We start from the raw sequence: 17,517 nt of genomic DNA on the forward strand, positions 1-17,517 counted from the left end.
CCGCGCCGTGTGCGCCGATCCCTCCCCTGTTCCTTTGACCCCGCCGGAGGCAGAACGTCACGCACGATCAGCGTGCCCGTACCCTGCCGACCTGGTTGAGCGTGCGCTGCGCGAGCGAGGCGAGCACCGGTCTGTTCCTCACGAAGCTGTGGATGCGGCGGCCCGGCTCCCTGCTCGCCCGGTGGAGCACGGCCAGCGGCCCCGGGCGCACGGCCGAGCCTTCGTAGACCGTGAGCGCGCCGTTCTTGAGCGAGTCCTTGTACTCCGCGGCCCCCCGCCCGAGGTCGAGCATGCGGATGCCTTCCGCCGCGGCCGCCTCCGCCATCCGCAGATGCAGGACGAGGCCGGGCGAGTACTTCGCGAACTCCGTGTCGTACGCCGGGAACCAGCAGGACAGTACGGTCGCGGAGCGCAGGCCGAAGTGCGCGGCGACCGGCCGGCCCGCCACGTACAGCACGCTCAGCACGCCGGAGCAGCCCGGCGTCCGGGTGTTCGCGAGCAGCCGCACCAGGTCGCGTATCCAGTCCTTGGCGAACCGGTCGCGGCGGCCCGTCCGCCTGTACTGAGCGGACTTCCACGCCATCAGCGCGTCCAGCGCCGCCGGGTCCCGCTCGTCGAAGACGAAGCGGACCTCGCCCGCCTGCCGTCCGAGGCGCCGCTCCTTGGCCGTCGTGGTCCTGTAGAACTTGGGGGCGCTCAGGCGCAGGCCGGCCTCGTACGCCTCGTAGCCGTCCCCCATGTCGATGACGGGTGACTCGAACCCTTCGGCCGCGTAGGGCAGGAATCCCGCCTGCCCGTCCTCCAGGTTGTCGAACTCCCAGGCCGAAAGTGAGCAGGCGCGCATCAGATCGCGGGCGCCGAGGCGCAGACCGGGCCGCAGAACGGCCCCTTGGCTGTCGGACACGCCAAGGCCGATGGCGCGGCCGCGTCCGAGGGAGCCCGCCTCGTACGGGAAGAAGCCGACAGGGCCCGGCCCGGCTCCCGCTCCGGCCGCGGGCCCGGCTCCCGTCCCGGCCCCGGCAGCCGCGTACTCGTTCCGGGCCGTGCCGGGCGCCTCCGTCACCACGGCGACCCGTGCGGCCGGCCGGACCCTGCCCACCGCCCGGGTGAACTCGGGCTCCATGAAGGGGTTCAGCGGGGCCCCCGACCCGGCGCGTAAGGCGCGCCACGCCTCGATCTCGGCTGCGCCCAGCTCCTCCGGCGCGACCACCCGGATTCGCACGGCACCGTGCACAACGCTCAACTCGACCCCCCGGTCGCGGTGCTCTGGGCACCATCCCCCGCGGGTCCACGATCTCCGTGGTGCCCGCATGCGGAACAGGACGTTACCGGCCCGCCCACTCCGGGGACAGGGCTTCCGGCCTTCCCGTGGGGCGGATGGTACGGGGGTGACGAACGGGCCAACTGTTGTGCGGCAGCCGGTGATTCGGAGGACCGGCGGCCAGTGGTTCAGACGACCTTCCGCCCCGCCTGCCACACCGAGGAGACCAGCGGCACACCCGGCCGGTAGGCCAGGTGGACGTGGCTGGGGGCGTCGAGGAGGACGAGGTCGGCGCGGGCCCCGACGGTGATCCGGCCGACGTCGGAGCGGCGCAGGGCCGCGGCGCCGCCCGCGGTGGCGGACCAGACGGCCTCGTCGGGCGTCATGCCCATGTCGCGCACGGCGAGGGCGATGCAGAACGCCACGGAAGAGGTGAACGAGGAGCCGGGGTTGCAGTCGGAGGCGAGCGCCACGGTGGCACCGGCGTCGAGCAGGCGGCGGGCGTCCGGCCATTCGGCGCGGGTGGAGAACTCGGCACCCGGCAGCAGTGTGGCGACGGTGTCGCTCTGGGCCAGCGCGTCCACGTCCGCGTCGGTGAGGTGGGTGCAGTGGTCGGCGGATGCGGCACCGAGTTCCACGGCGAGCTGGACGCCGGGGCCGTACGTCAGCTGGTTGGCGTGGATGCGGGGCAGCAGCCCCTTCTTCATCCCCGCGGTGAGCACGGCACGTGCCTGGTCGCCGTCGAAGGCCCCCTGCTCGCAGAAGACGTCGACCCAGCGGGCGTGCGGGGCGCAGGCGTCGAGCATGTCGCCGGTGACGAGGCCGACGTAGGCCGCGGGGTCGTCGGCGAGTTCGGGGGCGACGATGTGGGCGCCGAGGTAGGTGACCTCGTCGGTGCGGGATGCCGCGATGCGCAGGGCGCGTGACTCGTCGTCGGGGGTGAGGCCGTAGCCCGACTTGGTCTCCAAGGTGGTGGTCCCCTGCCGCAGCGCCTCGGCGAGGTAGCGGTCGAGGGTCGCCGCGAGCTGCTCGTCGGTGGCGGCACGGGTCGCGGCGACGGTGGTGCGGATCCCGCCGGCCGAGTAGGCGCGGCCGGACATGCGGGCGTTGAACTCGGCGGTGCGGTCGCCCGCGAAGACCAGGTGGGAGTGGGAGTCGACGAAGCCGGGGATGCCCGCCCTGCCCCCGGCGTCGACCCGATTGTCAGTGGCGGGTGCTTTGCTTGATTCACCGACCCAGGCGATGCGGTCGCCGTCGATGACGACGGCCGCGTCCTGGATCAGTCCGACAGGGGCGCCTCCCGCGCTCTCGGCCGTGTTCGTACGGGGGGACCCCGATCCGAGGGAGGGATCGTTGGTGACCAGGCTGGCGATGTGGGTGACGAGTGTCGTCATCGCGGTGCTGTGTTCCTTCCTGGGGCGCGTGCGTGGTGACGTCTTCGTGGGCCCGGTCAGGGGCGCAGCGCCGCTATCGCGTCCGCGAGCGCGGTGGGCACGTCGGGCACGAGCGTGTGCACGCCGTCCCGTACGACGTGGCGGCCGGCCACCACGGTATGGCGCACGTCGGCCGCTGACGCGGCGAATACGGCGGTCTCCGCACCGATCGCAGGCCGTGCACCCGCCGTTCTGACGGAGTCGAGGGCGACGGTCGCCAGGTCGGCGGGCGCTCCCGGCTCGATGACGCCCGCGTCGGGGCGGCCGAGGGCCGCGTGGCCTGTGGCCGATGCCGCGCGCAGCAGTGCGGCCGCGGTCCAGTGGCCGCGCCTGCGGGTGCGCAGGCGCTCGTCGAGCTCCATGGCGCGGGCCTCTTCGAGCAGGTCGATGACGGCGTGGCTGTCGCTGCCGAGCGAGAGGGGGGAGCCCGCCGCTTCGAGGGCGACGGCGGGGCCGATGCCGTCGGCGAGGTCGCGCTCGGTCGTCGGGCACATGCACGTGCCGGTACGGGAGGAGCCGATGAGTTCGACGTCCTGGTCGGTCAGGTGCGTGGCGTGTACGGCCGTGGTGCGGGGGCCCAGCACACCGTGATCGGCGAGGAGCGCGGCCGGAGTACGGCCGTGCACCTCGCGGCAGGCGTCGTTCTCCGCGGTCTGCTCGGACAGGTGGATGTGCAGGGGCGCGTCGTGCGCCTCGGCCCAGGCGGCGACGGTGGCCATCTGATCGGCGGGCACGGCGCGTACGGAGTGGAGGGCCGCGCCGATGAGTGCCTGGCCGGGGTCGGCCGGCCGCAGGGCGGAGACGCGCTCGGCCCAGTCGTCGGCGGTGCCGTCGGAGAAACGGAGTTGCTCGCGGGTGAGGGGCGCGCCACCGCGCTTCGCCGAGGGTGCGGAGGAGAGGTACAGGGTGTCGAGGAGGGTGATGCGGATGCCGGCTTCGGCGGCGGCGGCGATGAGGGCCTCGCCCATGGCGTTGGGGTCGGCGTAGGGAGTGCCGTCGGGCGCGTGGTGCAGGTAGTGGAATTCGCCGACGGCGGTGATCCCCGCGAGGGCCATCTCGGCATACGTGGCGCGGGCCAGCGCGTGGTACGTGTCGGGTGTGAGGCGGGCGGCCGTGCCGTACATGACGTCGCGCCAGGTCCAGAAGGTGCCGCTGCCGACCTGCACCTCGGACCGCAGGGCGCGGTGGAAGGCGTGGCTGTGGGCGTTGGCCAGGCCGGGCACGGTGAGGCCGCGCAGTGCGGCCGCGCCGGGCGGTGGCGCCGGGACACCCGGGTGGACGGCGGTGATGCGGCCGTTCGAGGTCTCGACCGTCACGCCCGGCTCGACGCGACTGCCGAGCCAGGCGTGCTCGAGCCAGTAGGTGGCGGCGCTGCTGCCGGCGGCGCTGGTGCTCATGCGCACGCGAGTCCTTCCAGTACGTCGGCGAGGGCGCGCACGCCGGCCACGCAGTCGTCCTCGGTGGCGGACTCCGCCGGGGAGTGCGAGATCCCGGTGGGGTTGCGCACGAACAGCATGGCGGTCGGGACGGAGGCGGAGAGTATCCCCGCGTCGTGTCCCGCGCCCGAGGGGATCACGGGGAGCGGGGTGGTGGAGGTACGGCCGAGGATACGGGCGAGTTCGTCACGCAGGGCGTGGCCGAACTCCACGAGGGGTGTGAAGGACTCGCGTACGACGTCGAGTTGGACGCCTGAGCGGGTGGCCGCGTCGCGGGCGGCCGACTCGACGGCGCCGACGACGGTGTCGAGGGACGAGGGGTCGGCGGCTCGGGAGTCGAGCCAGGCACTGACGAGGGAGGGGATGGCGTTGACACCACCGGGCTGCACGAGGACCTTGCCGAAGGTCGCGAGAGCACCGGCGAGTTCCGCCTCGCGGCGGGCCGCGAGCACGGTCTCCGCGTAGGGCAGCATCGGGTCACGGCGGTCCTCGATGCGGGTGGTGCCCGCGTGGTTGGCCTCGCCGTGGAAGTCGAACCGCCAGCGGCCGTGCGGCCACACGGCGGAGGCGAGGCCGACGGGCGCGTCGGTGAGGTCGAGCGCCCGGCCCTGTTCGACGTGCAGTTCCACGAGCGCGCCGATGCGGCCGAGGCGTTCGGGGTCGGGGCCGATGGCGTCGGGGTCGTAGCCGGCGGCCTCCATGGCCTGCGGCAGCGTGGTGCCGTCGGCGGCTCGGAGGGCTTGGGCCTGCTCGCGGGTCAGTTGGCCGGCCGACAGCCGGGATCCGACGCAGGCGACGCCGAAGCGTGCGCCCTCCTCGTCGCCGAAGGCGGTGATGGCGAGCGGCTTGGTGAGTCGCGTGCCGCGGGCACGGAGTTCGTCGAGCGCCGCGAAGGCGGAGACGACGCCGAGCGGGCCGTCGAAGGCTCCGCCGTCGGGGACGGAGTCGAGGTGGGAGCCGGTGACGACGGCGTCCCCGGCCTCGGGGTCGCCGAGCCACGCCCACAGGTTGCCGTTGCGGTCGGTCTCGTTGCGCAGGCCCCTGGACTCGGCCTGCTCGCGGAACCAGGCGCGGCAGTCGGTGTCGGCTCCCGTCCAGGCGTAGCGGCGGTAGCCGCCGGTGGAGGCCTCGCGTCCGATGCGCGCGAGGTCGTCCCACATCGTCTGGAAGGCGGCGGTGGTCACTTGCCCTCCTCCTGCGCCTGCTCGCGCATCGGGACGCGGACGCCCTTGGCCTCGGCGACGGCCTCGGCCTCCTCGTACCCGGCGTCGACGTGGCGGATGACGCCCATGCCCGGGTCGTTGGTGAGGACGCGGCGGATCTTCTCGCCCGCGAGGGGTGTGCCGTCGGCGACCGTGACCTGCCCCGCGTGCAGGGAGCGGCCCATGCCGACGCCGCCGCCGTGGTGGATGGAGACCCAGGAGGCGCCGGAGGAGACGTTGACCATGGCGTTGAGCAGCGGCCAGTCGGCGATGGCGTCGGAGCCGTCGCGCATGGCCTCGGTCTCGCGGTAGGGGGAGGCGACGGAGCCGGTGTCGAGGTGGTCGCGGCCGATCGCGAGGGGCGCGGCGAGCTCGCCGGAGGCCACCATGTCGTTGAAGCGCTCGCCGGCGCGGTCGCGCTCGCCGTAGCCGAGCCAGCAGATGCGGGCGGGCAGGCCCTGGAAGTGGACGCGCTCCTGCGCCAGGGTGATCCAGCGGTGCAGCGACTCGTTCTCCGGGAAGAGGTCGAGGATCGCCTTGTCCGTCTTGTGGATGTCGGACGCCTCGCCGGACAGCGCGGCCCACCGGAAGGGGCCCTTGCCCTCGCAGAACAGCGGCCTGATGTAGGCGGGGACGAAGCCCGGGTAGTCGAAGGCGCGCTCGTAACCGGCGAGCTTGGCCTCACCGCGCAGGGAGTTGCCGTAGTCGAAGACCTCGGCCCCCGCGTCCTGGAAGCCGACCATGGCCTCGACGTGCCGGGCCATGGATTCGCGGGCGCGGGTGGTGAAGTCGGCGGGCTTCTCGGCGGCGTAGGCGGCCATGTCGTCGAAGTCGACGCCGACCGGCAGGTAGGAGAGGGGGTCGTGCGCGGAGGTCTGGTCGGTGACGATGTCGATCGGGGCGCCGTCGGCGAGCATCCGGGGCAGCACCTCGGCGGCGTTGCCGAGCAGGCCGATGGACAGGGGGCGGCGGGCGTCCCTGGCCTCGACGGCGAGTTGCAGGGCGTGCTCGACGCTGTCGGCGCGCACGTCGAGGTAGCGGTGCTCGATGCGCCGTTCGATGGCGCGCGGGTCGCAGTCGACGCAGATGGCGACGCCGTCGTTCATGGTGACGGCCAGGGGCTGGGCGCCGCCCATGCCGCCGAGGCCCGCGGTGAGCGTGATCGTTCCCGCGAGCGTGCCGTTGAAGCGCTTGGCGGCGACGGCCGCGAACGTCTCGTAGGTGCCCTGGAGGATGCCCTGGGTGCCGATGTAGATCCAGGATCCCGCGGTCATCTGCCCGTACATCGTCAGGCCGAGCGCCTCCAGGCGGCGGAACTCCTCCCAGTTCGACCAGTCGCCGACGAGGTTCGAGTTGGCGATCAGGACGCGCGGGGCCCACTCGTGGGTCTGCATCACGCCGACGGGGCGGCCGGACTGGACGAGCATCGTCTCGTCCTGCTTGAGGGTGCGCAGCGTGCGGACCATGGCGTCGAAGGAGCGCCAGTCGCGGGCGGCCTTGCCGGTGCCGCCGTAGACGACGAGCTTCTCCGGGTGCTCGGCCACCTCGGGGTCGAGGTTGTTCTGGAGCATGCGCAGGGCGGCTTCCTGCTGCCATCCCAGGGCGCTGAGCTGGGAGCCGCGAGGGGCCCTGACAAGGCGAGGCTCTGACATGGCGGGTTACTCCTCCGCGAGCGATCCGGCGTGAACTGGTTATTCATATCCTGACGTGCTGAATATTTTTAGTCAACAGGGCCCGGCGGGACGATGGGCGCATCAAGCATGATGGGCACATGCACACGGGTGAGACAGAGACCGACATACAGGGCAGGGCGGCGGGCCGGGGCGAGGCGGCCGCCGCCAGGCGGGAGCGCGCCGTGCGGGCTGCCGTGGCCGAGGGGCTCATCAGCGACGAGCAGCCCGTGGTGGGCCTGCTCGACGTGGCGGGTATCCGCGAGTCCGCCGCCGCGCTGCGCACGGCTTTCGCCGCGGCGCTGCCGCCGGGCACGCCGGTGCTGCACGCCTTCGCGGTGAAGGCCTCGCCGCTCGTCGCCGTGGTGCGGCTGCTGCGCGAGGAGGGCGTGGGCGCCGAGGTCGCGAGCCCGGGCGAGCTGGCGCTCGCGCGCGCCGCCGGGATGGCGGCGGGCGCGATCGTGCTCGACTCCCCCGCCAAGACGACCGCCGAGCTGCGGCAGGCGCTGGACCTGGGCATCGCGGTCAACGCCGACAACGCCCAGGAGCTGGCGCGGCTCGACGCGCTCGTCGACGGGCGCGAGACGGCCTCCCCGCTCGGCGTCCGGGTCAACCCGCAGACCGGCACGGGCTCGATCGGCGCGACCTCGACAGCCACGTCGACGTCGAAGTTCGGGGTGGCGCTGCGCGACGAGGGCGCGCGCGAGTGGCTCGTCGAGGCGTACGCGCGCCGCCCCTGGCTGACCCGGCTGCACGCGCACTCCGGCTCGCAGGGCGTGCCGCTCGCGCTGAGCGCCGAGGGCATCAGGGCGCTGTACGAGCTGGCCGAGGAGATCAACGCGGCGGCCGGCAGGCGGCAGATCGACACGCTCGACATCGGCGGCGGCCTCCCGGTGAACTTCGCCTCGGACGAGCACACGCCCGGCTACGGGGAGTACGTGCGCGTGCTCAAGGAGACGGTGCCCGGGCTGTTCGACGGCAGGTACGGCCTGGTGACGGAGTTCGGCAGGTCCCTGCTCGCCAAGCACGGCACGGTACTGGCCAAGGTCGAGTACACGAAGTCCGCAGGCAAGCGCCCCATAGCCGTGACGCACGCGGGCGTCCAGGTGGCGACGCGCACGGTCTACGCGCCTCAGTCGTGGCCGCTGCGGATCGCCGTGTTCGACGCGAAGGGCGAGCCGCGCACCGGCGAGCCGATCGCCCAGGACGTGGCGGGCCCCGCCTGCTTCTCGGGCGACCTGCTGGCGACGGACAGGCCGCTGCCCAGGATCGAGCAGGGCGAGCTGGTCGCGGCGCTGGACACGGGGGCGTACTACTTCGCGCACCACTACGCCTACAACAGCCTGCCGCGGCCCGGCGTGCACGGCTTCACGGCCCCGGACGACGGTCCGGTGTCCTTCGCGACGGTGCGGACGCCGCAGACGGTCGAGGAGATCGTCGCCGAGTCGGGCGGCGCCCACCGGGACGCGCTGATCTGACGCCCGGGCAGGAGCCGTGCGCCCCACCCCTCACATCGCGTTGCCCCGGACCAGGGCGGCGGCCGCCCGGGCGGCCCGCTCGGCGGTCTCCTCGTCGGACAGGCGGGAGTGGGTGAGGAGGCCGCCCGCGTCCAGGGCCGTGTAGCCGTGGGCGAGCGCGAAGAGCTGCTCGAGCACCGCCAGGGCCCGGGCGGGATCCGGGTGGCCCGCCTCCCGGGTGAGGTCGAGCAGCAGCGCCATGAGTTCCCGTCCGGCCCCGGCCAGCTCGCCGTTCCGCAGGTGCCTCAGCTCCCGGGCGTAGACGACGTCGAGCCCGGCCCCGCGGGCGCCGACGTAGCGCACGTAGGCACCGATGGCGGCCGCGAGCCGGTCGACCGGTTCGGCGCCCCCCGCGTCGGCGGCGGCCCGCAGCGCCCCCGTGAGCTCCTGGGCGGCCTGCGTGGCGACGACGGCGAGCAGTTCGTCGCGGTCGCGGAAGTGGCGGTAGGGGGCCGCGGCGCTCACGCCGAGCCTGCGGGCGAGCTCGGCGACCGAGAATCCCGCGAGCCCCGACTCGGACAGCAGTGCGAAGCTCTCGGCGACCAGCGCCGCCCTGAGCCGCCCCCTGGCCGGACGCGTGCCCGCGCGCCCGGCCGCGCCCGCACGTTCCGTTCCATCCCTCTCGCCGGCCACCTCGGCATCCCTCCTTGACAACTTTGTTAGAGGGTTCTTACTTTAAAAGTGATAGCCCTCTTACTTCAATGGATGCGAGGTCATCATGGATGGAATCGACGGCAAGGTCGTGGCTCTCACGGGCGCGAGCAGCGGGATCGGAGCGGCGACCGCGTCACTCCTGGCGGCCCGCGGCGCGAAGGTCGTCCTCGGGGCGCGCCGCGCCGAGCGGCTCGAGGCGCTGGCGGCCCGCATCACGGCGGACGGCGGCAGCGCCGCCTGGGCCGAGGTGGACGTGCGGCGGCGCTCCGACCTCGCGGGCCTGGTCGCGCTCGCCCGCGAGCGGTACGGCGCGCTCGACGTCCTCGTCAGCAACGCCGGAATCGGCCCCATCTCGCCGCTCGACGAACTGCGCGTCGACGACTGGGACCGGATGGTCGACGTCAACCTCAAGGGCGTCCTGCACGGGATCGCGGCGGCGCTGCCGGTCTTCCGGGAGCAAGGGCGCGGGCACTTCGTCAACGTGATCTCCACCGCCGGCCTGCGCATCGTCCCCGATCAGGCGGTGTACGCCGCGACGAAGAACGCGGTCCGCACCCTCACCGAGGGCCTGCGTCAGGAAGCCGGTCCCGACCTGCGGGTGACCATGGTCTCCCCGGGCTATGTCGGCACGGAGTTCGCGGACTCCGTGACCAGCCCGTCGGTCAGGGCCCGGGTGCGGGAGACCGGCCGCGGCATCGCCATCCCGCCGGAGGCGATCGCCCGCGCCATCGCCTTCGCGGTCGAGCAGCCCGCCCAGGTGGACGTCGGCGACATCGTCGTCCGCCCCACGGCCCAGGGCTGACGGCACGTCCGATCGGAAACGATCGCGATCAGACGCGTTCTCGCATATGCCACGTTCATAACTGGGAATCTTCGGACGGAACATTGCCGACGCCCCTCCAGCGCCGGAAGCAGTGCGTAGTGTCGCGGTCACAGTTACCGCACGGGTGTGCGCCGGCACACCCGACTGGGGGAGGGACTCCGCGTGCCCGGAATCGACGCATGCCTGGACGAGGCGATGGCCTTGCCGGGAGCGCGCGGCGCGTCGGTCGTCGACTGGACGAGCGGGCTCGCCCTCGGCACGGCGGGCGAGTCCCCGGGCGGCGACGCGGAGGCGACGGCCGCCGAGACGGCGGAACTGGCGCGCGCCGCCGCCGAGTACGCGACGTTCGCGCCCGAAGCGGCGGCTTCCGAGGCGGACAAGGGCCTGCCCGTGGAGGACGTGATCGTCTCGACCCGCACCGGTTACCACCTCCTGTGCTTCGTGGAGACGACGTTCGACAGCAGCGTCTTCATCCACCTGTGGCTCGACGGCGCCACCGGCAACCTCGCGCTCGCCCGCATCCGCATGCGGCAGCTGGCACAGCGGATGGTGCTCGGATGACCCGACGCGCGGTCTCCCCCATGCTGCTGCGCCTCGCCGAGGAGCGCGCGACCGGCGCCCTGCTGCGCGACCACGGCACCCTCTACCTCTCCGATGGCCGGATCGTGCACGCGGAGAGCCCTGCCGCGCCCGGCGTCGACGTCCTGCTCACCGCGGGCGGCCGGCTGCCGCGCACGAGCTGGCAGGAGGCCGTCGACAAGGCGGGCGCGCGCGGCGCGGTGGGTCGCCACTTGGTCGACAGCGGCCGCGTAGGCGGCGGCGAGCTGGAGATATGCCACCTGGGCGCGATGTTCGACGCGGCGTTCTTCGCACTCGCGCCCGCCGGCGGGCCGACCAGGTTCCGTTACGGCGTCGCCCACTGGTTCGGCACCGTGCGGCCCGTGTCCGCGGCCGCCGTCGAGCGCGAAACGCTCCGCCGCCGCGAACTGCTCGACGCGGTCTGGCCGTACGAGGCCGTCGACAGCGCCCCCGTCGTCGCCCGCCCTCCCGCGCCGGGCCAGGCCGTCACCCGCAGGCAGCGCGACCTGCTCGCCATGGCCGACGGCACCAGGTCGCCGGCCACGATCGCCTGGGCGCTCGGCCGGCCCGCCTTCCACACCCTGCTCGACGTGCGGCGGCTCGCCGCCGCTGGGCTCGTGGACACGCCCCAGGGCCCGCCGCCCGCGCCGCAGGAGACCGCCGGGGCGGTGCCCCCATGGGTCGCGGCCATCTCCGACGACCCCGACATCGCCCTGCTGCGCAGGCTGCGCGACGCCCTGGAGGCAACCCTGTGATCCCCCGCTCCCCCGCCGACCATGCCCCGACCACCGCGTCATGAGGCGCACGCTGCGGCAACGCGCCGAAAGGAGACAGCTGTTGACGGCAGAGGCCGACGTCCTCGGCGAGCTGAGGCGGCTCAGGGCCCGCCTCCCGCAGGTCACGGGTGCACTCGCGGCGAGCGCCGACGGGCTGGTGCTCGCCCGGGAGACGGCGGGCGACGAGGCGGAAGGCGTGGCGGCGCTGACCGCCGCCGCGCTGGGCGTCGCCCAGCGCCTGACGGACACCACGGGTCAGGGCGCCTTCCGCGAGCTGCTCGTACGCGGCGAGCGCGGCTACGTCGCCACGTACGCGGCGGGCTCGTCCGCGGTGCTGACGCTGCTGGCCGAGCCGCGCGTCAACGTGGGCCGGCTGCACCTGGAGGCCCGCAGGTCGAGCGCCCGCGTCGGCGCACTCGTGGACGGCGCACTCGAACGATTGGAGAACGCCTGACCGATGACTTCCACACCCGCGAAACCCCCCACGTCCCCGAAGAACCGTGGCCCCCGCCAGACCAAGGGCGCCACCAGAACCAGAGGAAGTGCGACATCCATGGCCAACACGGAAGCGTCACTCAAGGAAGCCCTCACCACCATCGACGGCGCGATCGGCGCCGCGCTCGTCGACTACACCAGCGGCATGGCGCTCGGCACGGTCGGCGGCGGCAAGGACCTCGACCTGACGGTCGCGGCCGCGGGCAACACCGACGTGGTGAGAGCGAAGGTGCGCACGCTGGAGCTGCTCGGCCTCAAGGACGAGATCGAGGACATCCTGATCACGCTCGGCGGCCAGTACCACATGATCCGGCTGCTCAAGGGACGGGGCAACAACGGGCTGTTCCTCTACCTCGCGCTGGATCGGACCAGAGCGAATCTGGCTATGGCGCGCCACCAGCTGTCCGGCATCGAGGCGGCGCTGGAGGTCTGAGCCGGGGGCCGAAGGCCGCCGGCCGGCCCCGTCACGCCCGCGCGGCGCCGTCAGGCCTGGACGGCCCCGTCAGCGGCCCGCGCGGCGCCGCGCCCCGCCCGGCGCGGCGTCGCCGGCCGCGACGCCGGTCGTCCGGTAGCCCTTGACCTGCTTGCCCGCCGGGCGGCCGGTGCCGGCCCAGTCGGTGCGCACCCAGTAGACCGCGCCCGCGCCGCGCTCCTTGCGGCCGATCCACACCGCCTTCAGCCAGAGCCCGGCCCCCGCGCCGGCGACGGCCATGCCGAAAGCGGCGGGAACCGCGATCGAGCAGGCGATCCCGAGCACGAAGGCCGCGGCCAGCCACCAGCGGTGAGCCTTGCGCCAGTTGTGCAGCGTGACGGCGCGGTCCTGAAGGAAGTCGAACTTGCCCGCGCGAGAGGCGCGGTCGGCCCACGCGCGGTAACGGCCCCGCCTGACGAGCGCGACGACCGCCGCGCAGACCACGAACAGCGCGGCCCCGGCGAGGACGCCGATACGGCGGCCGGTGAAGCCGGGCACCAGCAGCCCGATCGCGGCGGAGAGCACGCCGAGCCAGAACAGCGGCACGGCTCCCGCCCGTACGACCACCGCCACCCGTGCCAGGGACTGCTGTCCTCCGCGCGCCACGCTGTGCCTCCTCCGCTCCGCTCGCCGGTTGCCGGGGCGGCAGGTTAACCAGCGGAGGTGAGGGAGTGATGAGAGAAGCTGAACGCACTCTGAGAAACGACGGGCCGGCGCTACCCGGCGAAGAGCCCGCGCGCGACGGCGGCGGCGTCGAACTCCTCGAGCCTGGTCGGCGCGTCGGGCAGTTCGTCGAACATGGCCTCAAGCAGCACGCGCCCGAGCAGCATGGGCGCGCAGACCGTGTCGAAGGCGAGGCCCGTGCCGACCGCGGCCGGGATGAGGACGTCGCTGTGCGCGGCGACGGGCGCGAACGTCGAGTCGGCGACGGTAACGACGGTGAGCCCGAGCTCACGCGCGTGCGCGAGTGCGTCGACCACCTCGCGCGGGTGGCGCGGCAGCGCGAAGCAGATCAGCGCGGTCGCGCCGCTGCGCCGTGCGGCGTCGAGGCGGTCGACGAGCATGCTGCCGCCCTCGTCGAGCAGGCGGACGTCGGGGTGGACCTTGGCCGCGAAGTACGCGAAGCCGCGCGCCTGCGAGGAGGCCGCCCGCAGGCCCAGCACGGGCAGCGGACTGGACGCGGCGAGCAGCCGGCCCGCCCGCTCGACGGGCGCCGGGTCGGCGAGCAGCGCCGCGAGCTCCCTGAGGTTGTCGATCTCCGCGAGCACGGCCTGCTGGTACGCGTTGCACTCGCTGTCCCCGCCGTCCTCCTCGGGCACGGCGCCCGGCGCGACCTCCCGCAGGTGCCTGCGCAGCGCCGGGTAGCCGTCGAAGCCGAGCGCGACGGCGAACCGGGTCACGGACGGCTGGCTGACCCCTGCCAGTTCCGCCAGTTCGACGCTGGACAGGAACGGCGCCTCGCCGGGCCGCCGTACCATGCAGTGCGCGATGCGCCGCTGTGCGGGCGTGAGGCGGTGCCCCTCGAAGAGCCGATGCATCCGCTCGGCGGGAGAGTCGCTCATGCGGGCAAGGTATCAGCGATCCATTCACAACCGCACGTGATTGCATATATCCATGCAGAGGGTGGCTTTCCGAGGGCCTGCACGACCGGCAAGAGGGGGGCTACCCCCACTGCGCGGAAGGGTGCTCCACCGTACCGTCATCAGGTATGGACACCCACGACTCGGAGCTCAAGAAGGAGCTCAACGCCACCCTTCAGGCCCGCCGGGAGCTCGGCGAGGAGTACGACTCCGCGCTCGTGGACTCGTTCCTGGACAAGATCGACCAGCGCCTGGACGGCCGGAACAAGCAGATCCGCCGCGAGCTGGCGGAGCAGCAACTGGTCGTGGCCCGCGGAGCCTCAAGCCCCCGCTCCACGCACGAGGGCTTCGGCGAGCGGCACGGCTTCGGCATCGTCTCCCTCGTCCTCGCGGTGCCGCTCTCGGCGATCGCGGGATCGCTCGGGCATCTCGCGGGCCTGCTGGTGGCCTGGGTCGGCATCCTCGGGGTGAACATGGTCCACTCGACACGCTTCGGGGCATGGGCCCGCTCCCACCGCAAATCCGAACGCGACGACTGACCCGACGACCTACGGACCCGGCCGCGGCGCCCCCCGGGCGATGTCCGACTCCGGGATCGCCCCGCGCACCGCGAAGTCGCCGCTGATCGCCGCGGCGGTCGCGAGCAGATGCGGCAGGTGCCGGTCCCTCAGCACCCCGAGCGGGGTCTCGGCAGCATGGGCGTTCACGTTCAGGGCGGCGATGACGGCCCCGCTGCCGTCCCTGACCGGCGCCGCGACGGACCGGATGCCGGCGGCCAGGTCCTGGTCCGTCATGGCCCAGCCCCGTGAGCGGATCTGTTCGAGCTCGGCCAGCAGGTCGGGCAGCGGCGGTGTCCGATGCGCCACGACACCGGCACGGGAGGGCTCGGCCAGCACCGGCTCCACCTCGCCGGGCGGAAGATCCGCGAGCAGCACCTTCCCGAGAGACGTCGCGGCAGCCGGGAACCGGGTCCCGATGACCACCCGGAGCGCCACGATCCTGGGCACGGCCACCCTCGCCACGTACATGATGTCGGACCCGTCGAGCTGCGCGATCGAGGACGACTCCCCCGTCTTCGCGACCAGTTCCTCCATGCGGGGCCTGGCGATGTCCCACAGCCCCATCGAGTGCACGTACGACATCCCGAGTTCGACGACACGCGGCGTCAGCGAGAAGCCCTGCCCGCGGGAGCGCACGTAGCCGAGTTCCTCGAGGGTGAGCAGGATGCGGCGCACGGTCGGCCGCGCCAGACCGGTGCACTGGGCGATCTCCGACATCGACAGCACGGGGGACGCGGCGTCGAACGCCTTGATCACGTCGAGCCCGCGCGCCAGCGCCTCGATGAAGTCGGGGCCACGCCCACGCTCTCTCATCGGGTGCCTCCCTGTCCGCCCGCCGTCCCGGCCCACTCTACGGCGCCGGTCGGCCGCCCCATCGGGGCGCACTTCGGCCTTCGACCGGGCGAAACCCTTGACGAGAACGCGCGACGGCTCCACATTGGTCGCCGTACGGACGTATGACCGGCATACGGACAGGACGACCACGTGATCGACAATGCTCCATCCGGACCGCTGAGCGGCCTCCTGGTCGCCGACTTCTCCCGCATCCTGGCCGGGCCCTACGCCACGATGCTGATGGCTGATCTCGGGGCCGACGTCATCAAGGTCGAGGCACCGGGCGGCGACGACACCCGCACGTGGGTGCCGCCGACCCGGGACGGTGTCTCGACGTACTACCTGTCCATCAACCGCAACAAGCGCTCGGTCGCACTGGACCTCAAGGACGACGGCGACGTCGAACTCGCCCGTGCCATCGCACGGCGCGCCGACGTGATGATCGAGAACTTCCGGCCGGGCGGACTGGCGAAGTACTCCCTCGACTACGACAGCGTCGCGGCCGTCAACGCCGGCGTCGTCTACGCGTCGATCAGCGGATTCGGCTCGGGCGGCGGCGCGCACCTGCCCGGCTACGACCTGCTCGTCCAGGCGGTGTCCGGGCTGATGAGCCTGACCGGCGCTTCCGACGGGCCCCCGTTCCGTGCCGGCATCTCGGTCTTCGACGTGATGACCGGCATGCACGCCCTGATCGGCGTGCTCGCCGCGCTGCGCGAGCGCGAGAACTCCGGGCAGGGCCAGCACGTCGAGGTCAACCTGCTCTCGTCGGCGCTGTCGGGCCTCGTCAACCAGACCGGGGCGTACGCGGCGGGCGGCGTGGTCCCGCAGCGGATGGGCAACGCCCACCCGAGCCTGTTCCCCTACGAGCCGCTGCCCGCCGCCGACGGCGACATCATCGTCATCGCCGGCAACGACCGGCAGTTCCGTGCCCTGTGCACGGCACTCGGCGCACCGGCGCTGGCCGACGATCCGCGCTTTCGCACCGTCGGCGACCGCACGGCGCACCGCGAGACGCTCCGCCCGCTCCTGGAGAAGGCGCTCGCCCGGCACACCAAGGCCGAGTGGTTCGACATCCTGGTCGCGGCAGGCGTGCCCGCCGGGCCGATCAACTCCATCGCCGAGGGCGTCGAGTTCGCGACCGGCCTCGGTCTTGAGCCGGTGGTCGAGGTGGGCGCCGGCAGCGGCGCGGGCACCGTGCCCCTGGTGCGCAACCCGATCCGGTTCTCCCGCTCGCAGCAGCGCTACGACCTGCCGCCGCCCGCCGTCGGCGAGCAGAGCGACGAGATCAGGGCCGAAGTCCGCGCCTGGCTGGAGGGAACCCGATGAGCCGCCCCACGGGCGAGGGCGAGGACGGGCCCCGCTTCCCCACCTCGCTCGGGACGTCCACCGCCTCGACCATCACGCTGCTCGGCGAGGACCTCGCGAACGACCTGATGGGCTCGGTCGGCCTGACCGAGCTGGCCTACCGCTTGGTCACACTGCGCACGCCCACGGCCGGCCAGGTGCGGATGCTCGACGCCTGTCTCCTCGCGCTGGCCGACCACGGCTTCACCCCGACCGCGATCGCGGCGCGCCTGACATACCTCTCCGCGCCCGACTCGGTCCAGGGGGCGATGGCCGCCGGGCTGCTCGGCGGCGGCTCCCGTTTCCTCGGCGTGACCGAGGACTGCGGCCAGTTCCTGCACGGGGTGATCGACGGGCTCGGATCCGTCCCCACCACCCCCGGTCAGTGGGACGAGGCCGCCCGGGACGCCGTCCGCGAGGCGCGAGCGCACCAGAGGATCATTCCAGGCCTCGGCCACCCGGTGCACAAGCGCCTCGACCCCCGCACACCCGCGCTGGTCACGATCGCCACCGAGGAGGGCTGCTACGGCCCGCACCTGGCGCTCTTCGAGGCGATCGGCCGGGTCCATCCTGAGTTCCTCGGCCGCACCCTCGTGCTCAACGGTGCGGGCGTCGTGGGCGCCGGGCTCGCCGACCTCGGGCTGCCCGTCAAGCTGCTGCGCGGCTTCGCGCTGGTCGCCCGTGCCGTCGGACTGCTCGGCCAGCTCGCAGAGGAGGAGCGGATGCCGGTCGGCATGGACACCTACCTCTTCGTCGAGCGGCACGCCGAGTTCGTCGACCCGGCGAGACTGCCGGCGGCCCGCCCCGCTTCGCCGGAAGACACCTCGGAGAGACAACAGCCCGAAGAGACAGAAGAGTCCGAAGAGACAGGGGAGGGCTGA

Annotated in this window: 18 protein-coding genes; 9 read left to right on the forward strand and 9 right to left on the reverse strand. The window is 73.2% G+C overall.

What is annotated here, in order from left to right; genetic code table 11:
• Positions 1-67: 67 nt before the first annotated feature.
• The 5 genes from IH48_RS0100130 to hutU all read right to left on the reverse strand — a co-directional run bounded on the left by IH48_RS0100130 (position 68) and on the right by hutU (position 6,984).
• Complete coding sequence (locus tag IH48_RS0100130) at positions 68-1,222, reverse strand: GNAT family N-acetyltransferase (protein WP_030897334.1); 1,155 nt, start codon at positions 1,220-1,222, stop codon at positions 68-70.
• Positions 1,223-1,449: 227 nt separating this feature from the next.
• Positions 1,450-2,655, reverse strand: coding sequence for an imidazolonepropionase (gene hutI, locus IH48_RS0100135; RefSeq protein ID WP_030897336.1), 1,206 nt, complete (start codon positions 2,653-2,655; stop codon positions 1,450-1,452).
• Between the two features lie 56 nt (positions 2,656-2,711).
• Positions 2,712-4,091 carry a formimidoylglutamate deiminase gene (locus IH48_RS0100140; RefSeq protein WP_030897338.1) on the reverse strand — a complete coding sequence of 460 codons (1,380 nt, stop codon included), beginning with the start codon at positions 4,089-4,091 and terminating at the stop codon, positions 2,712-2,714.
• Positions 4,088-5,290 carry an allantoate amidohydrolase gene (locus IH48_RS0100145; RefSeq protein ID WP_030897340.1) on the reverse strand — a complete coding sequence of 401 codons (1,203 nt, stop codon included), beginning with the start codon at positions 5,288-5,290 and terminating at the stop codon, positions 4,088-4,090. Before IH48_RS0100145 ends, IH48_RS0100140 begins: the two co-directional genes overlap by 4 nt.
• Positions 5,291-5,310: 20 nt before the next feature.
• Positions 5,311-6,984: a urocanate hydratase gene (gene hutU / locus IH48_RS0100150; RefSeq protein WP_030897342.1), complete on the reverse strand. Its 1,674-nt coding sequence runs from the start codon at positions 6,982-6,984 to the stop codon at positions 5,311-5,313.
• Between the two features lie 119 nt (positions 6,985-7,103).
• On the opposite strand from hutU, the gene IH48_RS0100155 reads away from it, so the two are divergent.
• Complete coding sequence (locus IH48_RS0100155) at positions 7,104-8,480, forward strand: diaminopimelate decarboxylase (RefSeq protein WP_030897344.1); 1,377 nt, start codon at positions 7,104-7,106, stop codon at positions 8,478-8,480.
• Between the two features lie 30 nt (positions 8,481-8,510).
• Here the strand turns inward: IH48_RS0100155 and IH48_RS0100160 are convergent, their stop codons facing one another.
• The gene (locus IH48_RS0100160) at positions 8,511-9,152 is read right to left on the reverse strand and encodes a TetR/AcrR family transcriptional regulator (protein WP_051838867.1); all 642 of its coding nucleotides are present in this window, start codon (positions 9,150-9,152) and stop codon (positions 8,511-8,513) included.
• A gap of 85 nt (positions 9,153-9,237) precedes the next feature.
• Here IH48_RS0100160 and IH48_RS0100165 point away from each other — a divergent pair, with 85 nt between their 5' ends.
• From IH48_RS0100165 to IH48_RS0100185, 5 genes are all read left to right on the forward strand, one after another.
• Positions 9,238-9,975 (forward strand): SDR family oxidoreductase, encoded by a 738-nt coding sequence (locus tag IH48_RS0100165; protein WP_030897348.1) that lies wholly within the window; start codon positions 9,238-9,240, stop codon positions 9,973-9,975.
• A 183-nt stretch (positions 9,976-10,158) separates the two neighbouring features.
• Positions 10,159-10,557, forward strand: coding sequence for a hypothetical protein (locus IH48_RS0100170; protein WP_030897350.1), 399 nt, complete (start codon positions 10,159-10,161; stop codon positions 10,555-10,557).
• A complete protein-coding gene (locus IH48_RS0100175) occupies positions 10,554-11,330 on the forward strand; it encodes a hypothetical protein (RefSeq protein WP_030897353.1) in 777 nt (258 codons plus the stop codon). The genes IH48_RS0100170 and IH48_RS0100175 overlap by 4 nt, the downstream gene beginning before the upstream one ends.
• Positions 11,331-11,370: 40 nt before the next feature.
• A complete protein-coding gene (locus tag IH48_RS0100180; RefSeq protein WP_078849365.1) occupies positions 11,371-11,805 on the forward strand; it encodes a roadblock/LC7 domain-containing protein in 435 nt (144 codons plus the stop codon).
• 99 nt (positions 11,806-11,904) lie between these two features.
• The gene (locus tag IH48_RS0100185) at positions 11,905-12,279 is read left to right on the forward strand and encodes a hypothetical protein (protein ID WP_030897359.1); all 375 of its coding nucleotides are present in this window, start codon (positions 11,905-11,907) and stop codon (positions 12,277-12,279) included.
• A 69-nt stretch (positions 12,280-12,348) separates the two neighbouring features.
• Here IH48_RS0100185 and IH48_RS0100190 read toward each other — a convergent pair whose 3' ends face one another.
• Together IH48_RS0100190 and IH48_RS0100195 are read right to left on the reverse strand one after the other, a co-directional pair.
• Positions 12,349-12,924, reverse strand: coding sequence for a hypothetical protein (locus tag IH48_RS0100190; protein WP_030897362.1), 576 nt, complete (start codon positions 12,922-12,924; stop codon positions 12,349-12,351).
• 110 nt (positions 12,925-13,034) lie between these two features.
• On the reverse strand, positions 13,035-13,880 hold the full coding sequence (locus IH48_RS0100195; RefSeq protein ID WP_030897365.1) for a MurR/RpiR family transcriptional regulator: 846 nt from the start codon (positions 13,878-13,880) through the stop codon (positions 13,035-13,037).
• Between the two features lie 146 nt (positions 13,881-14,026).
• Between IH48_RS0100195 and IH48_RS0100200 the strand changes: the two genes are divergently transcribed.
• Positions 14,027-14,437 (forward strand): membrane protein, encoded by a 411-nt coding sequence (locus tag IH48_RS0100200; RefSeq protein ID WP_030897368.1) that lies wholly within the window; start codon positions 14,027-14,029, stop codon positions 14,435-14,437.
• A gap of 9 nt (positions 14,438-14,446) precedes the next feature.
• Here the strand turns inward: IH48_RS0100200 and IH48_RS0100205 are convergent, their stop codons facing one another.
• Positions 14,447-15,271 (reverse strand): IclR family transcriptional regulator domain-containing protein, encoded by an 825-nt coding sequence (locus IH48_RS0100205; protein WP_051838870.1) that lies wholly within the window; start codon positions 15,269-15,271, stop codon positions 14,447-14,449.
• A gap of 174 nt (positions 15,272-15,445) precedes the next feature.
• Between IH48_RS0100205 and IH48_RS0100210 the strand changes: the two genes are divergently transcribed.
• Both IH48_RS0100210 and IH48_RS0100215 read left to right on the forward strand, forming a co-directional pair.
• Positions 15,446-16,618 (forward strand): CaiB/BaiF CoA transferase family protein, encoded by a 1,173-nt coding sequence (locus IH48_RS0100210; protein WP_420705438.1) that lies wholly within the window; start codon positions 15,446-15,448, stop codon positions 16,616-16,618.
• The gene (locus tag IH48_RS0100215; RefSeq protein WP_078849366.1) at positions 16,615-17,517 is read left to right on the forward strand and encodes a citryl-CoA lyase; all 903 of its coding nucleotides are present in this window, start codon (positions 16,615-16,617) and stop codon (positions 17,515-17,517) included. The genes IH48_RS0100210 and IH48_RS0100215 overlap by 4 nt, the downstream gene beginning before the upstream one ends.

The organism is Streptomyces sp. NRRL F-5126, assembly GCF_000721265.1.
Lineage (GTDB): Bacteria > Actinomycetota > Actinomycetes > Streptomycetales > Streptomycetaceae > Streptomyces.

Bases quoted from the DNA above. Each gene is read 5' to 3' on its own strand.
- IH48_RS0100155 (WP_030897344.1), top strand. From the start codon at position 7,104: ATGCACACGGGTGAGACAGAGACCGACATACAGGGCAGGGCGGCGGGC.
- IH48_RS0100200 (WP_030897368.1), top strand. From the start codon at position 14,027: ATGGACACCCACGACTCGGAGCTCAAGAAGGAGCTCAACGCCACCCTT.
- IH48_RS0100145 (WP_030897340.1), bottom strand. From the start codon at position 5,290: ATGTGGGACGACCTCGCGCGCATCGGACGCGAGGCCTCCACCGGCGGC.
- IH48_RS0100205 (WP_051838870.1), bottom strand. From the start codon at position 15,271: ATGAGAGAGCGTGGGCGTGGCCCCGACTTCATCGAGGCGCTGGCGCGC.
- IH48_RS0100165 (WP_030897348.1), top strand. From the start codon at position 9,238: ATGGATGGAATCGACGGCAAGGTCGTGGCTCTCACGGGCGCGAGCAGC.
- IH48_RS0100185 (WP_030897359.1), top strand. From the start codon at position 11,905: ATGGCCAACACGGAAGCGTCACTCAAGGAAGCCCTCACCACCATCGAC.
- hutI (WP_030897336.1), bottom strand. From the start codon at position 2,655: ATGACGACACTCGTCACCCACATCGCCAGCCTGGTCACCAACGATCCC.
- IH48_RS0100180 (WP_078849365.1), top strand. From the start codon at position 11,371: ATGAGGCGCACGCTGCGGCAACGCGCCGAAAGGAGACAGCTGTTGACG.
- IH48_RS0100175 (WP_030897353.1), top strand. From the start codon at position 10,554: ATGACCCGACGCGCGGTCTCCCCCATGCTGCTGCGCCTCGCCGAGGAG.
- IH48_RS0100195 (WP_030897365.1), bottom strand. From the start codon at position 13,880: ATGAGCGACTCTCCCGCCGAGCGGATGCATCGGCTCTTCGAGGGGCAC.
- hutU (WP_030897342.1), bottom strand. From the start codon at position 6,984: ATGTCAGAGCCTCGCCTTGTCAGGGCCCCTCGCGGCTCCCAGCTCAGC.
- IH48_RS0100215 (WP_078849366.1), top strand. From the start codon at position 16,615: ATGAGCCGCCCCACGGGCGAGGGCGAGGACGGGCCCCGCTTCCCCACC.
- IH48_RS0100140 (WP_030897338.1), bottom strand. From the start codon at position 4,091: ATGAGCACCAGCGCCGCCGGCAGCAGCGCCGCCACCTACTGGCTCGAG.